We start from the raw sequence: 16,303 nt of genomic DNA on the forward strand, positions 1-16,303 counted from the left end.
ACCCGCCGCGTGACCCCGGTCACTTTGCCCGGACAAACCGGACACCATCTTTGTGCACGCGTTCACAAAGACATAGCCTGCATTCGACGGGGCGGTCCTGGGACACATGGCCGCCAGCCTCGCTCATCCCGCAGGAGCACCGTGGCAACTGGCCGAACTCACCGACCGGCGACCCGTAGCCGAGGAATCCCTGAGGCTACCGTCGCCCGGCTTCCGCTGTATCTGCGCGCCCTGACCGCGCTCTCGGAGCGATCCGTACCCACGGTCTCCTCCGAGGAACTCGCGGCCGCCGCGGGGGTCAACTCCGCCAAGCTCCGCAAAGACTTCAGCTACCTCGGCTCGTACGGGACCCGCGGCGTCGGCTACGACGTCGAGTACCTCGTCTACCAGATCTCCCGCGAGCTCGGCCTCACCCAGGACTGGCCCGTCGTCATCGTCGGTATCGGTAACCTCGGCGCGGCGCTCGCCGGCTACGGCGGCTTCGCCTCCCGCGGCTTCCGCGTCGCGGCCCTGATCGACGCCGACCCCGCCATGACCGGCAAGCCGGTCGCCGGGATCCCCGTCCAGCACAGCGACGACCTCGAGAAGATCATCGAAGAGGACGGCGTCTCCATCGGCGTCATCGCCACCCCGGCCGGCGTGGCCCAGCAGGTCTGCGACCGGCTCGTGAACGCCGGAGTCACCTCGATCCTCAACTTCGCGCCGACCGTGCTCGCCGTGCCGGACGGCGTCGACGTGCGCAAGGTCGACCTCTCCATCGAGCTGCAGATCCTCGCCTTCCACGAGCAGCGCAAGGCCGGCGAGGAAGCGGGCGCCGCCGAGGCCGCCGTACCCCCCGCCGTCCGCGGCGCCGCCCCCGGCGCCAACCGGAAGGGACCCGACGGGGACATCCCCGCCGTGATGCCGGCATGAGCCTCCTCGTCGTCGGTCTCAGCCACCGCAGCGCCCCCGTCAGTGTCCTCGAGCGCGCCTCGCTCGCCCCGGACACCCAGGCCAAGCTGCTCCAGGACACCCTCGCCGCCGAACCGGCCGCCGAGGGCACCGTCCTGGCCACCTGCAACCGCATCGAGCTCTACGCCGACGTGGACAAGTTCCACGCCGGTGTCGCCGAGCTGTCCACGCTGCTCGCCCAGCACAGCGGCGTCGGCCTGGAAGAGCTCACTCCGTATCTCTATGTGCACTACGAGGACCGGGCCGTCCACCACCTCTTCTCGGTGGCCTGCGGTCTGGACTCCATGGTCGTCGGCGAGGGCCAGATCCTCGGCCAGATCAAGGACGCCCTCGCCCTCGGCCAGGAACTGCACACCGCCGGGCGGCTCCTGAACGACCTCTTCCAGCAGGCCCTGCGGGTCGGCAAGCGCGCCCACAGCGAGACCGGCATCGACCGCGCCGGACAGTCGCTCGTCACCTTCGGACTTGAGCGGCTCGTAGACGGCACAGACTGCGCCGACGTCGCCGAATGGGCCAAGGGCAAGAAGGCCCTGGTCATCGGCGCCGGTTCGATGTCCTCGCTGGCCGCCGCCACGCTCGCGCGTGTCGGGGTCTCCGAGATCGTGATCGCCAACCGCACGGCCGCCCGCGCCGAGCGGCTCGTACAGATCCTCACCGAGCCCGGCTCCACCGGCGTGGCCGCCCGGGCCGTCGAGATGGCCGCCGTCGGCGACGAGCTGACACGTGCCGACGTCGTCGTCTCCTGCACCGGCGCCACCGGCCTCGTCCTGACCGGCGAGGCCGTCGAGACCGCCATGCGCGGCCGTACGGCCCCCCTCGCCCTGCTCGACCTGGCCATGCCCCGCGACATCGACGCCGCCGCCCACCGCATGGCCGGCGTCCGGCTCGTCGACATCGAGTCCCTCGCCGAGGCCTCCGCCGACGCGCCGATGGCCGCCGACGTCGACCAGGTCCGCTCCATCGTCTCCGACGAGGTCGCCGCCTTCGGCGCCGCCCAGCGCGCCGCGCACATCACCCCGACCGTCGTCGCCCTGCGCACCATGGCCGCCGACGTCGTCGCGGGCGAGGTCGCCCGCCTCGAAGGCCGCCTCCCCGACCTCGACGACCGCCAGCGCGCCGAAATCACCCAGACCGTGCGCCGCGTCGTCGACAAGCTCCTGCACGCCCCGACCGTGCGGGTCAAGCAGCTGGCCAGCGAGCCCGGCGGCGCCGGGTACGCCGACGCGCTGCGGACACTCTTCGACCTCGACCCGGAGGCGGTCGCCTCCGTCTCCCGGGCCGACCTGAATGACGCCGATGTCAAGAACCGAGGGCGAGTATGACCGAGAGGGCACTGAGGCTCGGGACCAGGCGCAGCAAGCTGGCCATGGCCCAGTCCGGGCAGGTGGCCGACGCCGTACGGCAGCTGACCGGACGGCCCGTCGAGCTCGTGGAGATCACCACGTACGGGGACACCTCCCGTGAGCATCTCGCACAGATCGGCGGCACCGGTGTGTTCGTCGCCGCCCTGCGCGACGCGCTGCTCGCGGGCGAGGTCGACTTCGCCGTGCACTCGCTGAAGGACCTGCCGACCACCCAGCACCCCGAGCTGGCACTGGCCGCGATCCCCAAGCGCGAGGACCCGCGCGACGTACTGATCGCCCGCGAGGGCCTGACGCTCGACCGGCTGCCCCAGGGCGCCCGGATCGGCACCGGCTCGCCGCGGCGCATGGCCCAGCTCAACGCGTACGCGCGCAGCCACGGCCTGCGGATCGAGACCGTGCCCATCCGGGGCAACATCGACACCCGGATCGGCTACGTACACAGCGGTGAACTGGACGCGGTGGTACTCGCCGCGGCCGGAATCAACCGCATCGGCACGGCGGCGGAGCTCACCGGCTCCCTGTCGCTCGACTACCTGTCGGTCGACTCCGTCCTGCCCGCCCCCGGCCAGGGGGCCCTGGCGATCGAGTGTGTGGCCTCCGACGCCGCCCTCATCGCCGCGCTCGCCGAGCTCGACGACCCGCACACCCGGGCCGCCGTGACCGCCGAGCGATCCCTGCTCGCCGCCCTGGAGGCCGGCTGCAGCGCACCTGTGGGTGCGCTGGCCGACCTGCTGGCCGACGGACAGGTTGTCACCGAAATGCGCCTGCGCGGCGTCGTCGGCACGACCGACGGCTCCACGCTGGTGCAGCTGTCCACCACCGGTCCCGTACCCACGTCGCACGGCGACGCCATCGCGCTCGGTCGCGAACTCGCGTCCGAGATGCTCGCCAAGGGTGCGGCCGGTCTTATGGGGGAGCGAGCACTTTGAGCCCCACCAGCCCCACCACTGCTACCCCGACGTACCCCGCACACGGGCACGTCACGTTCCTGGGCGCCGGACCGGGCGACCCCGGACTGCTGACGCTGCGCGCCGTCGAGGCGCTCGCGGGCGCGGACGTGCTGATCGCCGAGCCGGATGTCCTCGACGTCGTACGCGTCCATGCACGCCCAGGCGTGAGCACGCCTGAGCTGACGGTTGTTGACGATGCGTCAAAGGCCGCCGGTGTCCCTGTGTTGAGGGACGCGGCCAATCTTGTCATGGAGGCCGCGCGGGGCGGCAAGCGGGTCGTCCGTGCGGTGACCGGCGACCCCGGCCTCGACGGCAACGCCGGCGCCGAGATGCTCGCCTGCGCCGCCGAGGGCATCGCCTTCGAGGTCGTGCCCGGTGTCGCCACCGCGGTGGGCGTCCCCGCCTACGCGGGTGTGCCGCTGCGGGACGCCGAGGGCACCGACGTGCGCTTCGTCGACGCCCGCACGGCCAGCGACCGCTGCTGGACCGAGGTCGGCGCCTCCGACGGGACCGTCGTCGTCTCGACCACCCTGGACGCGGTCGCCGCGGCCGCCGGAGAGCTGGTGGCGGCAGGCCGTAAGCCGGACACCCCGCTCACGGTGACCGTGGCCGGTACGACCACCCGGCAGCGGACCTGGACCGCGACGCTCGGCACCATCGCGCAGGTCTTCAAGCAGGGGAAGGTGCTGCCGTCCCCGGACGGGCACCAGCCCGTGATAGCCGTGGTCGGGGAGCGCAGCCTCGCCGCCCAGCGCGACCAGCTGTCGTGGTTCGAGTCGAAGCCGCTGTTCGGGTGGCGCGTCCTCGTCCCGCGGACGAAGGAGCAGGCGGCGTCGCTCTCCGACCAGCTGCGGTCGTACGGGGCCGTGCCGCACGAGGTCCCGACCATCGCCGTCGAGCCGCCGCGCACGCCCCAGCAGATGGAGCGCGCGGTCAAGGGCCTGGTGACGGGCCGCTACGAATGGATCGCCTTCACCTCGGTCAACGCCGTCAAGGCGGTCCGGGAGAAGTTCGAGGAGTACGGGCTCGACGCCCGTGCCTTCGCGGGCATCAAGGTCGCCGCGGTCGGCGAGCAGACCGCCGCCGCACTGATCGACTTCGGCGTCAAGCCCGACCTGGTGCCCAGCGGGGAGCAGTCCGCGGCGGGCCTCCTGGAGGACTGGCCGCCCTACGACCCGGTCTTCGACCCGATCGACCGGGTGTTCCTGCCGCGCGCCGACATCGCCACGGAGACGCTGGTCGCGGGCCTGATCGAGCTCGGGTGGGAGGTCGACGACGTCACCGCCTACCGGACCGTACGGGCCTCGCCGCCGCCGGCGGACACCCGCGAGGCGATCAAGGGCGGTGGCTTCGACGCCGTTCTGTTCACCTCCTCCTCCACGGTGCGCAACCTGGTCGGCATCGCCGGCAAGCCGCACAACGTGACGGTCATCGCCTGCATCGGCCCGGCGACCGCGAAGACGGCGGAGGAGCACGGCCTGCGGGTCGACGTCCTGTCGCCCGAGCCGTCGGTCCACAAGCTGGCGGAGGCGCTGGCGGACTTCGGCATCCGCCGCCGCGAGGCGGCGCTGGAGGCGGGGGATCCGGTGACACGGCCGAGCGAGCGCAGGCCGGGCGCGCGGCGTCGGCGTACGACGTAGTGACGCGTTGATCGGGGTGCGGGGCCTTCTGGGGTCCCGCACCCCGGTGCGTTACGCCGTCCGCCCGGGCAACAAGGTGTCGGTAAGTGCACCCCTCACGCGGGCGTAGCCTCGAGCGTATGAACTCGTACGGATCCTTTCCCGGTGCGCGGCCGCGGCGGCTGCGGACGACGTACGCCATGCGGCGCATGGTCGCCGAGACGCGGCTGCACGCGGCCGATCTGATCCTTCCCGCGTTCGTACGGGAGGGGATCAGCGAGCCGGTACCGATCGCCGCGATGCCCGGTGTCGTGCAGCACACCCGGGACACCCTGCGGAAGGCGGCCGTGGAGGCCGTGTCGGCCGGAGTCTCCGGGATCATGCTGTTCGGCGTGCCGGAGGACGCGAAGAAGGACGCGGCCGGGACCGCGGGGACGGACCCCGACGGGATCCTCCAGGTCGCGATCCGGGACGTGAAGGCCGAGGTCGGCGACGAGCTCGTGATCATGTCGGACCTGTGCCTGGACGAGTACACCGACCACGGGCACTGCGGTGTCCTGGACGCCGACGGACGCGTCGACAACGACGCCACGCTGGAGCGGTACGCCGAGATGGCACAGGTCCAGGCCGACGCGGGCGTCCATGTCGTGGGCCCCTCCGGGATGATGGACGGCCAGGTCGGTGTCATCCGGGACGCCCTGGACACCATCGGCAAGGAGGACGTGTCGATCCTCGCCTACACCGCGAAGTACTCCTCCGCCTTCTACGGCCCCTTCCGGGAAGCCGTCGGCTCCTCGCTGACGGGCGACCGCAAGACGTACCAGCAGGACCCCGCCAACCTCCGGGAGTCGATGCGGGAGCTCGCCCTCGACCTCGAGGAGGGCGCCGACATGGTCATGGTCAAGCCCGCGGGCCCGTACCTGGACGTGCTGGCGAAGGTCGCCGAGGCCGTGGACGTCCCCGTCGCCGCGTACCAGATCAGCGGTGAGTACGCGATGATCGAGGCCGCCGCCGAGAAGGGCTGGATCGAGCGGGACCGGGCGATCCTGGAGACCCTGACCGGGATCCGGCGCGCCGGTGCGCAGATGATCCTCACCTACTGGGCGACCGAGGTGGCTCAGAAGCTCTGACGCCGAGAGGCGCCGAGGCCCCGCGCACAACGGGGGCACAACACCGCCACAACGGGCGTACAACGCGCCGCTGAGAGCCTTCCCTCTGTTCGGACCGCACCATTCGGCAGTTCGAGAGAGGGAAGGCACTTCTGTGACACAGCAACGCACTTTCCGGGGGATCGCTCGGCTCGTCACCGCGCTCGCGGGAATCTTCGTCGTCCTCGTCGGCGGGCTCGCCACCGCGGGTGCCGCGGGCGCCGCGACCACGCCCGGGTTCCAGGCGCAGGCCAGGAGCGCCGGGCTGAGCGCCGGGCAGGCCGAGGGGCTCCAGGCCCAGGTGGACGCGTACAAGCAGCGCACGGGCGGGGTGCAGACCGCGCCGAACAAGATCGCGTTCCCGGGTGGGGAACTGACGGTCGTCGTGCCGGGCGAGATGTACGCGCGTGATCTCAGCGACCCGGTCGGGACCCTGGCGGCCTGCCAGTACCTGCGCTTCTGCGCGTACAGCGGGACAAACTTCACCGGCAGCCAGATCAACATGTACACCTGCGGCAGCTACAACATCCCGTGGAGCGGGGACGGGTCCTGGGACAACAACCAGTCGTCCGGTACCCGCGCCAAGATGTACAACAGCTCCGGGACGCTGATCTACACGACGCCCGGCGCCCGTAGCTACGACAAGGTCGGCAGCTGGACGCCGGTGTACAAGGTGCGCAACTGCTAGTCCCCGGCAGCTCGGTGGTACGGGAGAGGTCGCTGGTCCCGGCCGTCGCCTGAATCTCAGGTGGCGGCCGGGACGTTCTGCCCGGTGAGGATGGACTGCTGGAGGCGCAGCAGTTCGGGGCCCGGGCCGAGGCCCAGTTCCTCGTCGAGGAGGCGGCGGCCGTCGTGGAAGACGTCCAGGGCCTCGGCGCGCCGGCCGGAGCGGTAGAGCGCCACCATCAGCTGGGCGCGGAAGCGTTCGCGGAAGGGGTGGTCGGCGACCAGGGGGCGCAGCCGGGCCGCGGCGGTGGTGTCCTGGCTGGTGGCGAGGTCGGCGTGGGCGAGCAGCTCGCAGGCGGCGAGGCGGAGTTCGTGGAGGCGGAGCGTCTCGCCGCGGACCAGGGGGATGTCGAGTTCGCCGTAGGCCGGGCCGTGCCACAGGGCGAGCGCGTCCTGAAGGACCGTACCGGCGTCGTGGGCGGCGTCCTCGTCGAGGAGGCGGCGGGCGCGGGAGCAGGCCGCCTCGAACCGCTGGGCGTCGATCTCGTCCGGGCCGGGGTGGAGCAGATAGCCGGTGGGGCAGGTGAGGACGCGGGCCTCGCCGAGGAGGCGGCGGAGTTTGTGGATGTGCCAGCGCAGCATGTCGGCGGCGGACGGCGGGGGTGTGGGTGCCCAGAGGGCGTCGATGAGGGCGTCCCTGGAGAGCACGGAGCCCGCGCGGGCGAGGAGTACGGCGAGGAGCGCGTGCTGTTTGCCGCCGCGGGGTGTGACGCGGCGCGGCCCGTCGTGGACGATGATCGGCCCGAGCACACAGAAACGCATGGGTCCCCCTTGTGTGGAGCGGTTGGGCGCTGTCGGGTGCGGTCGAGGGGTGAGCGTGGCACGGGGGTGGGGCGGCGTATTGGAGAAATCTGCGGCCTTGGGGCCTGGGTCCTGCGGGTGGTCCGGGTGGGTGCTCCGGGTGGCCTGCGCACCTCGGGAAGCGCCGCCACGGCCTCGGAGCGGGTCCGCCGTCGGCCTCAGGCCGGGTGGGGCAGCAGCACGCTCGTGACCTCGCCGCGCAGCCGGTCCTGCTCGCCGGGGGCGCCCGCGCCGCTCGTACGGTCGGCGCGGAAGCGGCCCGGCGTCAGCCCGGTCATCGCCGTGAACTCCCGGTTGAGATGGGTCTGGTCGAAGAATCCGCAGGCCGCCGCGGTCCGCGCGTACGACAGGTCGGTGGCGAGCAGCCGCAGGGCGCGGCCGAGGCGGTGGATCCGGGCGGCGGTCTTCGGTGTCGTACCGATCTGCTGGACGAAGTGGTGGTGGAACTGGCGTTTGCTCCAGCCGGAGCGGGCGGCGAGCGCGTCGAGCGGCGCGGTGCCGCCGGTGCGGCGCAACTCCTCCCAGGCCCAGGCCACCTGGGGGGCGTGCGGCCGGCCCGTGGCCGACCAGCGCAGCAGCGTGGCGTCGAGCCGGGCGAACCGCTCGGGCCAGGTCGGGGTCTCGGCGAGCCGCTCGGTGAGCCTGCGGACGCGCGGGCCGAGGATGTCGGTGGGGTCGGCGGCGTTACCGGGGGGTGTCCGCGAGCGCGGCCCCGAACAGCGCGAAGGCCGCCCACGGCGAGAGGATGATCTCCACGCCGTGCAGGCGGCCGTCGTGTTCCCCGATCACCGGCCCGGTCCGCAGACCGGCCAGCAGGGAGTGGTACGAGCCCGTTTCCGTGGCTCCATGGAGGTCCAGGCGGGACCCGAAGCCCAGCATCAGCGTCACGGAACCGTTCGGGACCTCAAGGCGGCGGCGGGGCTGGGGGAGTGCGAACCGGAAGCCGCGGTAGCAGCGGACCCCCGGCCACAGACGCCGGTCGGGTAAGGAGAAGACCGACTCCCAGGTGCCCTCGGGACATGCGTGGTGACACAGCATGGGCACGAGTGTGAGGGCTGGGGGCGGTGGTGTCGTGGGGCTTTTGCGACAGTCCGGAGGCGCGGGCGGTGCGGTGCGGGGGCGGGGCCGGGGGTGCGGGTGGGGGCGCGGGTCACGAACCGTCATCGGCCGCAACCGTGAGGTGTTCATGCCGCGTCCCCGTCCGTGCGTCGCCCGTCGTCCGGCCCCAGGAGGAGGAGCACCATGGTCACTCAAGGCCCCACACCACCGCCCGCCCGCAGGAGCGCAGGGTGCCTCTCGGCCCTGCTGACACTCGCCGTGATCCTCGGCCTCGGCTACGGCGCGTCCCAGCTGTTCGGCGACGACTCGTCCTCGTCATCGTCGTCGTCATCGGGCTCGTCGGGCTCCTCCGGCGGCAAGGCCGCCTCCTGGAAGGTCGGTGACTGTGGCGGACCCGACCCGGAAGACCGGCCCGACGGGATCAAGGCCCTCGACTGCGACGACTCCGGCGCGACCTTCAAGGCCCTGGAGATCAAGGAGGCGAGCTTCCTCGCCGACTCCGTCCAGTGCCCGCCCGGCACCGACCTGATCGTCCAGGTCAAGGTCTCCTACGGCGGCAGCGGCAAGGGTGGCGGCATCCCCACCAACACCGTCTGCGGACGCAATCTCTCCGGTGACCACCCCGGCGACGCGGGCGCCGGCGGCGGCCAGTTGGTGAAGGGCGACTGTGTGACCTCGCAGGCCCAGGAGGTGCCCTGCGCCTCCGGCGGCAGCGGCGTCCTCAAGGTCCTCGCCCTCGTCAAGGAGAAGGAGCAGTGCCCGGCCGGCACCGACGACCCCATGCAGCTGACGATCGGCATCGGCAGGCCGTACGACGTGATCTGCGGCGGCCGGGTCTAGGGCCCCCAGGTCACTGCCCCAGCATCGTCACCAGACGGGACAGGCCGTCGGCTCCGTGGCCCTCCTCCACCGCGCGGTCCAGCAGCGGCGCGAGGAGGACGAAGAAGCCGGGGTCGACGCCCTGGGCGCGGAAGGTGTCCGTGAAGTTGGGCAGGACCTCCCGGTTCATGGCGAGGTTCGACACATCGGTCAGATGCTGCTCCGTGTCGATCGCCGTGGCCAGGTCCGGTACGGCCCCGAGCATCGCCGTGATCCACTCCTGGAGCGGTCCGGCGAACTCGGCGGCCGGGATGGACTCCGAGCGGATCAGGGCGAAGGCCTGGGCGACCCCCAGGAACATGCCGTACATACCGGTCAGCAGCGCCAGGTCGTGCAGGGCCGCGCGGCCCGGATCCGTACCGACCCAGCGCGTGCCGCCGAAGGTCGCCAGCGTCGGCCGGTGTGCCTCGTAGGCCTCCTCGTCACCGCTGTAGAGGACGTACGCGGCCGGGCCCCCGATCATCTGCGGGACCGCCATGATCCCGCCGTCGATGTACGCGGCGCCCGCCTTCGTCGCCCACCCGGCGATCGAACGGGCCTGCTCCGGAGTGCCGTTGGTGAGGTTCACCAGGGTCTTGCCGGTCAGGTCGAGGCCGGCGAGCGTCTCGGTGACGCTGTCGTTGGTCGACAGGCAGACGATCACCAGCGGGCTCGCCGCGACCGCCTCGGCCGGGGAGCCGGCCGGGAGCGCGCCCTGCGCGGTCAGCGGGCCGGTCTTGGCGGCGGTGCGGTTCCAGACGGTGAGGCGGTGGCCGGCGGACAGCAGCGTGGCGGCGAGGGCGGTGCCCATCAGGCCGAGACCGAGGACGGAGACGTCGGTCGGGGCGGCGAGGGTCGTCTCGGGCGTGTTCTCAGGCGTGTTCTCGGGCGTGTTCTCAGGCATGAGTCGATCTTTGCCCCACGCGGTGAGGCCGACAAGTACCGACTATTTAGTGGGGTACTTACCTATTGGTAAGTAATGGGGGCGCGGGTGCGCTGTGGTGATCTGCGGGCTCCCGGCGCACCCTGGAAGGAGTACCGCTGGAGGTGGTCCCTCATGCAGACAATCGTCGGATGGCACATCGACATGGAATTCAAGGAAGAGGGCGACAGGACACGGGCGGCCGCCATGGTCAGACTCGCCGACGGCACCGAATTCCGCTCCCACGGCACCGCCAACCGCCACCCCTCCGACCCCGAACAGCTGCGCGTCGGGGAGGAGATCGCCGGGGCGCGCGCCCTCATGGAACTCGCTTCCCAGCTCCTGCAGAAGGCACACAAGGAGATCGACGAGGTGTCCGGCCGCACCTCCCACCCCCTGAGGTGAAAGCCGAGGGAAAAGCCGAGGAGAAGCCGGGGAAAAGCCGAGGGGGTGCGCCCGGCGCGACCGCCGGACACACCCCCACCGAAGCCGGAAGGCGTCAGAGACGCTCGGGCGTACGGATGCCCAGCAGCGCCATGCCCTGATGCAGCGTCCGGGCCGTCAGGTCCACCAGGAACAGCCGGTTCTCCACGACCTCCGGCGCGTTGTCCGCGCTCAGCACCTGGCACTGGTCGTAGAACGTCGTCAGGTGCGACGCCAGCTGGTACAGATACGCCGCCAGCTTGTGCGGGGCGTACTCCGCGGCGACATCCGCGAGCAGCTCACCGAAGCCGTCCAGGTGCAGCCCCAGCGCCCGCTCCGCCGCAGCAAGCTCCAGCTCCGGGTGCGCCACCGGCCGGGCGCCGCCCGCCTTGCGCAGGATCGACTGGATACGGGCGTACGCGTACTGCAGGTAGACGGATGTGTCGCCGTTCAGCGACACCATCTGGTCCAGATCGAACTTGTAGTCCCGGGCGGCGGACGTCGACAGGTCGGCGTACTTCACCGCGCCGATCCCGACATACCGGCCGTTCTCGACGATCTCCTGCTCGCTCAGGCCCACCTTCTCGGCCTTCTCCCGCACCACCGCCGTCGCCCGGTCGACCGCCTCGTCCAGCAGGTCCACCAGCCGCACCGTCTCGCCCTCACGGGTCTTGAACGGCTTGCCGTCCTTGCCGAGGACCGTGCCGAACGCCAGCTGGACGGCCTTGACCTCGTCGTTCAGCCAGCCCGCCCGACGCGCGGTCTCGAACACCATCCGGAAGTGCAGCGACTGCCGCGCGTCCACCACATACAGCAGCGTCGACGCCTTCAGGTTCCGCACCCGGTCCCGGACCGCCGACAGGTCGGTGGCCGCGTAGCCATACCCGCCGTTCGACTTCTTCACGATCAGCGGGGTCGGCTTGCCGTCCGGACCCTTCACATCGTCGAAGAACACGCACAGCGCACCCTCCGACCGCACGGCCACACCCGACTCCTCCAGGAGCCGGCACGTCTCGTCCAGCATGTCGTTGTACCCGGACTCACCGATCACGTCCGGGTCGCGGATCTCCATGTCCAGCTTGTCGAAGACCGAGTAGAAGTAGATCTTCGACTCGTCCACGAACCGCTGCCACAGCGCACGCGTCTGCTCGTCACCGGACTGCAGGGCCACCACCCGGTCACGCGAACGCGCCTTGAACTCCTCGTCGGAGTCGAACAGCGCCCGCGACGCCTTGTACAGCCGGTTCAGATTGGACATGGCCTCCTCGCCGGAGACCTCCTCGCCGGAGTCGTGGTCCAGCTCGTGCGGGTGCTCGATCAGATACTGGATGAGCATGCCGAACTGCGTGCCCCAGTCACCGATGTGATGGCGCCGGACGACCTGCTCACCGCTGAACTCCAGGATCCGGGTCATCGCATCACCGATCACCGCCGACCGCAGGTGCCCGACGTGCATCTCCTTCGCCACATTCGGCTGCGCGTAGTCGATCACCGTCGTACCCGGCTGCTCGGCATACCCGACACCCAGCCGGTCACCGTCCGCGTACCGCGCGGCCAGCGTCTCCACGATCGCCCGGTCCGAGACCGTGATGTTCAGGAAGCCGGGGCCCGAGACCTCGATCTCCTTCAGCAGCTCACCCGTCCCGATCCCCTCGACAACCTTCGCCGCCAGCTCCCGGGGGTTCGCCTTCGCCTTCTTCGCCAGCGCCAGGATGCCGTTCGCCTGGAAGTCGGCCCGGTCGCTACGTCGCAGCAGAGGGTCGGCGGCACCGGCCTCCGGCAGAGCTGCCGAGAGGGCCGCCGCGAGGCGCTGCTCAACGGTCGAAGCGAGGGAAGGGACCGAGGCCATGAGCTTCCGTTCCTGTAGATCAGTCGTCGGTGTATATCGCTTGTCAAGTGTCCCACGGGCCAGCAAGGTGTTTTCCCGGCCTGTGGACAACTCGCCGGGCAACTCCCCGACGTGGATCACCCCACTGTGGACAACCTTCGGAGGACTCCTTCCGTCTGGGAGAATGACGTACACAAGCTTCGAGAATCCCGATCACTCAAGGACGTGCCGACCGTGGCTCAGAGCAGCACCGAGACCGACTGGGTCTCCCGTTTCGCGGACGAGGTCATCGCCGAGTCGGAGCGACGTGCGCCTGGCAAACCGGTCGTCGTCGCCTCCGGACTCTCCCCCTCCGGCCCCATCCACCTCGGCAACCTCCGCGAGGTCATGACCCCGCACCTGGTCGCCGACGAGATCCGCCGCCGCGGATACGAGGTCCGCCACCTCATCTCCTGGGACGACTACGACCGCTACCGCAAGGTGCCGGGCGGCGTCCAGGGCGTCGACGAGTCCTGGGCCGAGCACATCGGCAAGCCCCTGACCTCCGTACCCGCCCCGGCCGGCTCCCCGCACCCGAACTGGGCCGAGCACTTCAAGGCCGCCATGGTCGAGTCCCTGGCCGAGCTCGGCGTCGAGTACGACCCGATCAGCCAGACCGAGCAGTACACCGCCGGCGCCTACCGCGAGCAGATCCTGCACGCCATGAAGCACCGCGCCGACATCGACGCCATCCTCGACCAGTACCGCACCAAGAAGGCCCCCGCGAAGAAGTCGCAGAAGCCCGTCGACGAAGCCGAGCTCGAGGCCGCCGAAGGCTCCGGCGCCGCCGCCGAGGACGACGGCTCCCAGGGCGCCGCTGGCTACTTCCCGTACAAGCCCTACTGCGGCCGCTGCGAGAAGGACCTCACCACCGTCGTCTCCTACGACGACGACACCACCGAACTCGTCTACACCTGCACCGCCTGCGGCTTCGGCGAGACCGTCGCGCTGAACGAGTTCAACCGCGGCAAGCTGGTCTGGAAGGTCGACTGGCCCATGCGCTGGGCCTACGAAGGCGTCATCTTCGAGCCCTCCGGCGTCGACCACTCTTCACCCGGCTCCTCCTTCGTCGTCGGCGGCCAGATCGTCCGCGAGATCTTCGACGGCGTCCAGCCCATCGGACCCATGTATGCCTTCGTCGGCATCTCCGGCATGGCCAAGATGTCCTCCTCCCGCGGCGGCGTCCCCACCCCCGCCGATGCCCTGAAGATCATGGAAGCGCCGCTGCTGCGCTGGCTCTACGCCCGCCGCAAGCCCAACCAGTCGTTCAAGATCGCCTTCGACCAGGAGATCCAGCGGCTCTACGACGAATGGGACAAGCTGGAGGCCAAGGTCCAGGACGGCACCGTCCTGCCCGCCGACGCCGCCGCCTACTCCCGCGCCGCCCGCACCGCCGCCGGCGAGCTCCCGCGCACCCCGCGCCCGCTCCCGTACCGCACACTCGCCTCCGTCATGGACATCACCACCGGACACGACGAGCAGACTCTGCGCATCCTCACCGACCTCGACCCGGACAACCCGGTCACCAGCCTCGACGAAGTCCGCCCCCGCCTGGACCGCGCCGAGAACTGGATCACCACCCAGGTCCCGGCCGACCAGCGCACCATCGTCCGCGACGAGCCCGACACCGAACTCCTCGACTCCCTCGACGACGAGGCCCGCACCTCCCTGCGACTCCTCCTCGAAGGCCTCGACACCCACTGGTCCCTCGACGGCCTCACCACCCTCGTCTACGGCGTACCGAAGGTGATGGCCGGCCTCGACCCCGAAGCCAAGCCCACCCCCGAGCTGAAGGTCGCCCAGCGCTCCTTCTTCGCCCTGCTCTACAAGCTCCTCGTCAGCCGCGAGACCGGACCGCGCCTGCCCACCCTGCTCCTCGCCGTCGGCGCGGACCGCGTGCGCACGCTCCTCGGCGCCGCATAACCCCCGCCAACGCGCGAAAGGGGCCGCCACCACCCGGTGACGGCCCCTTTTCGCATCCCCCGTACAACCACGAATGCATCCTTCGGACTACCTGCCATTCGGCCGTGCGCACGACGAAACCACACCGCCCACGGGGGACCGTGGAGACATGAAGAACGAACTGATCGCCATCATCGGCTGGGTCCTCGGCGTCCAAGGGGTCCTCGGCGCCGGCGGACGGCTCTTCGGAGACGGACCCTGGGGCCTGCTCCAGAAATGGTGGGACATCCCCACCCCCGGCTACATCGCCCTCGCCGTCCTCGGCATCGCACTCGCCCTCTACAGCGAAACCACCAAAAAGCGCGCCGCCAAGGCCTGACCCCACCCCCAGGCCCGCCCACCGCCCGGCACCGGCAGGCTCACGCGATGTGGTCCGCCTCCAGCTCCGACTCGAACCGCTGCCGGAACATCGGCGTCAGCCGCCGCAGCAGCGTGGCACTGAGCGGATGCTGTATCCCATGGACATCGACAAGGATGATGTCGAGCTGCTCATTGCTCGGGAACGCACCATGCTGATGCACATAGTCGCGGTACACCGGATACGCCAGCTCCGCGAACTCGTCCGCGTCCGCCTGCGACACCGGACCCGCCTCCATCCGCGGCCCCGGAATCGTGGCCTGAGCCGCCTCCTGCGCCCCCGGCACATCCTCAGGCCCCGCCGGGATCATCACCGGCGTCGGCTCCAGACCCTCCACGTACGTCGGGGCGTACTGCCCCTCGTACGCCACCTGCGGCATCTGCGGCGCCTGGAACCACGGAGACTCGTGATTCACCACCACGTCCTCCCCCTCCTCGGGGTGCGGCTGCGCCTGCGGACCCCCCGGAAGCTCATGACCGGCCTCACGCCGCCCCGAAGCCTCCGCCCCCGACTGCCCCGCCTGCAGAGCCGGCGCGTCCTGAGTATCCCGCGCCGCCGCCGGATTCGGCGGCAACAGCACCGGCTCGATCCCCGCCGCCGCCAGCCCCGCCGGAGCCGTCTCGGCCAGCGGCACCCCGTACTTCGCCAGCCGCAACGGCATCAACGCCTCCACCGGCGCCTTGCGCCGCCACGCCCGCCCGAACCGCGCCTGCAACCGCGCCTGATAGATCAGCCGATCCTGCTCCAGCTTGATGACCTGCTCGTACGAACGCAGCTCCCACAGCTTCATCCGCCGCCACAGCCGAAACGTCGGCACCGGCGACAACAGCCAGCGGGTCAGCCGCACACCCTCCATGTGCTTGTCCGCCGTGATATCGGCGATCCGCCCGACCGCATGCCGCGCCGCCTCGACCGACACCACGAACAGCACCGGAATCACCGCGTGCATCCCCACACCCAGCGGGTCGGGCCACGCGGCCGCACCGTTGAACGCGATCGTCGCCGCCGTCAGCAGCCACGCCGTCTGACGCAGCAGCGGGAAGGGGATCCGCATCCACGTCAGCAGCAGGTCCAGCGCCAGCAGCACACAGATACCGGCATCAATACCGATGGGGAAGACCAGGGAGAAGTCGCCGAAGCCCTTCTTCTCCGCGAGATCACGCACAGCGGAGTACGACCCCGCGAAACCGATCGCGGCGATGATCAAAGCTCCCGCGACCACGACGCCGATGAGTATCCGGTGCGTGCGTGTCAGCTGCGTCGCGGCCACCCGCGATCCCCTCCCGTTGTCGACA

At 70.8% G+C, this 16,303-nt stretch carries 16 protein-coding genes; 10 read left to right on the forward strand and 6 right to left on the reverse strand.

Annotation, left to right across the window (positions count from 1 at the left end):
* Window positions 1-141 precede the first annotated feature (141 nt).
* From ACZ7LT_RS17880 to ACZ7LT_RS17905, 6 genes are all read left to right on the forward strand, one after another.
* Window positions 142-912: a redox-sensing transcriptional repressor Rex gene (locus ACZ7LT_RS17880; RefSeq protein ID WP_471237006.1), complete on the forward strand. Its 771-nt coding sequence runs from the start codon at window positions 142-144 to the stop codon at window positions 910-912.
* Window positions 909-2,273, forward strand: a complete 1,365-nt coding sequence (locus ACZ7LT_RS17885; RefSeq protein WP_471237007.1) for a glutamyl-tRNA reductase — start codon at window positions 909-911, stop codon at window positions 2,271-2,273. Before ACZ7LT_RS17880 ends, ACZ7LT_RS17885 begins: the two co-directional genes overlap by 4 nt.
* Window positions 2,270-3,244 (forward strand): hydroxymethylbilane synthase, encoded by a 975-nt coding sequence (gene hemC / locus ACZ7LT_RS17890; protein WP_471237008.1) that lies wholly within the window; start codon window positions 2,270-2,272, stop codon window positions 3,242-3,244. Before ACZ7LT_RS17885 ends, hemC begins: the two co-directional genes overlap by 4 nt.
* Window positions 3,241-4,905, forward strand: a complete 1,665-nt coding sequence (locus tag ACZ7LT_RS17895; protein ID WP_471237009.1) for a bifunctional uroporphyrinogen-III C-methyltransferase/uroporphyrinogen-III synthase — start codon at window positions 3,241-3,243, stop codon at window positions 4,903-4,905. Before hemC ends, ACZ7LT_RS17895 begins: the two co-directional genes overlap by 4 nt.
* Window positions 4,906-5,024: 119 nt before the next feature.
* Complete coding sequence (hemB, locus tag ACZ7LT_RS17900; RefSeq protein ID WP_471237010.1) at window positions 5,025-6,014, forward strand: porphobilinogen synthase; 990 nt, start codon at window positions 5,025-5,027, stop codon at window positions 6,012-6,014.
* 133 nt (window positions 6,015-6,147) lie between these two features.
* Window positions 6,148-6,720, forward strand: a complete 573-nt coding sequence (locus tag ACZ7LT_RS17905) for a peptidase inhibitor family I36 protein (protein ID WP_471237011.1) — start codon at window positions 6,148-6,150, stop codon at window positions 6,718-6,720.
* A gap of 56 nt (window positions 6,721-6,776) precedes the next feature.
* Here the strand turns inward: ACZ7LT_RS17905 and ACZ7LT_RS17910 are convergent, their stop codons facing one another.
* From ACZ7LT_RS17910 to ACZ7LT_RS17920, 3 genes are all read right to left on the reverse strand, one after another.
* Window positions 6,777-7,520, reverse strand: coding sequence for an AfsR/SARP family transcriptional regulator (locus ACZ7LT_RS17910; protein WP_471237012.1), 744 nt, complete (start codon window positions 7,518-7,520; stop codon window positions 6,777-6,779).
* A 197-nt stretch (window positions 7,521-7,717) separates the two neighbouring features.
* Window positions 7,718-8,095 carry a helix-turn-helix domain-containing protein gene (locus ACZ7LT_RS17915; RefSeq protein ID WP_471237013.1) on the reverse strand — a complete coding sequence of 126 codons (378 nt, stop codon included), beginning with the start codon at window positions 8,093-8,095 and terminating at the stop codon, window positions 7,718-7,720.
* A 148-nt stretch (window positions 8,096-8,243) separates the two neighbouring features.
* Window positions 8,244-8,597, reverse strand: coding sequence for a hypothetical protein (locus ACZ7LT_RS17920; RefSeq protein WP_471237014.1), 354 nt, complete (start codon window positions 8,595-8,597; stop codon window positions 8,244-8,246).
* 204 nt (window positions 8,598-8,801) lie between these two features.
* Between ACZ7LT_RS17920 and ACZ7LT_RS17925 the strand changes: the two genes are divergently transcribed.
* Window positions 8,802-9,458, forward strand: coding sequence for a hypothetical protein (locus tag ACZ7LT_RS17925; RefSeq protein WP_471237015.1), 657 nt, complete (start codon window positions 8,802-8,804; stop codon window positions 9,456-9,458).
* A 10-nt stretch (window positions 9,459-9,468) separates the two neighbouring features.
* Here the strand turns inward: ACZ7LT_RS17925 and ACZ7LT_RS17930 are convergent, their stop codons facing one another.
* The gene (locus ACZ7LT_RS17930) at window positions 9,469-10,380 is read right to left on the reverse strand and encodes an NAD(P)-dependent oxidoreductase (RefSeq protein ID WP_471237016.1); all 912 of its coding nucleotides are present in this window, start codon (window positions 10,378-10,380) and stop codon (window positions 9,469-9,471) included.
* A gap of 153 nt (window positions 10,381-10,533) precedes the next feature.
* Here ACZ7LT_RS17930 and ACZ7LT_RS17935 point away from each other — a divergent pair, with 153 nt between their 5' ends.
* The gene (locus ACZ7LT_RS17935; protein ID WP_471237017.1) at window positions 10,534-10,803 is read left to right on the forward strand and encodes a DUF1876 domain-containing protein; all 270 of its coding nucleotides are present in this window, start codon (window positions 10,534-10,536) and stop codon (window positions 10,801-10,803) included.
* 94 nt (window positions 10,804-10,897) lie between these two features.
* Here ACZ7LT_RS17935 and argS read toward each other — a convergent pair whose 3' ends face one another.
* On the reverse strand, window positions 10,898-12,670 hold the full coding sequence (argS, locus tag ACZ7LT_RS17940) for an arginine--tRNA ligase (RefSeq protein WP_471237018.1): 1,773 nt from the start codon (window positions 12,668-12,670) through the stop codon (window positions 10,898-10,900).
* 204 nt (window positions 12,671-12,874) lie between these two features.
* Here argS and lysS point away from each other — a divergent pair, with 204 nt between their 5' ends.
* Together lysS and ACZ7LT_RS17950 are read left to right on the forward strand one after the other, a co-directional pair.
* Window positions 12,875-14,611, forward strand: a complete 1,737-nt coding sequence (lysS, locus tag ACZ7LT_RS17945; protein WP_471237019.1) for a lysine--tRNA ligase — start codon at window positions 12,875-12,877, stop codon at window positions 14,609-14,611.
* A 148-nt stretch (window positions 14,612-14,759) separates the two neighbouring features.
* Window positions 14,760-14,969 (forward strand): hypothetical protein, encoded by a 210-nt coding sequence (locus tag ACZ7LT_RS17950; protein WP_471237020.1) that lies wholly within the window; start codon window positions 14,760-14,762, stop codon window positions 14,967-14,969.
* A 40-nt stretch (window positions 14,970-15,009) separates the two neighbouring features.
* On the opposite strand, the gene ACZ7LT_RS17955 is transcribed toward ACZ7LT_RS17950, so the two are convergent.
* The gene (locus ACZ7LT_RS17955) at window positions 15,010-16,278 is read right to left on the reverse strand and encodes a DUF2637 domain-containing protein (protein ID WP_471237021.1); all 1,269 of its coding nucleotides are present in this window, start codon (window positions 16,276-16,278) and stop codon (window positions 15,010-15,012) included.
* Window positions 16,279-16,303: the final 25 nt, after the last annotated feature.

This window comes from Streptomyces sp. NPDC039465 (assembly GCF_055639315.1).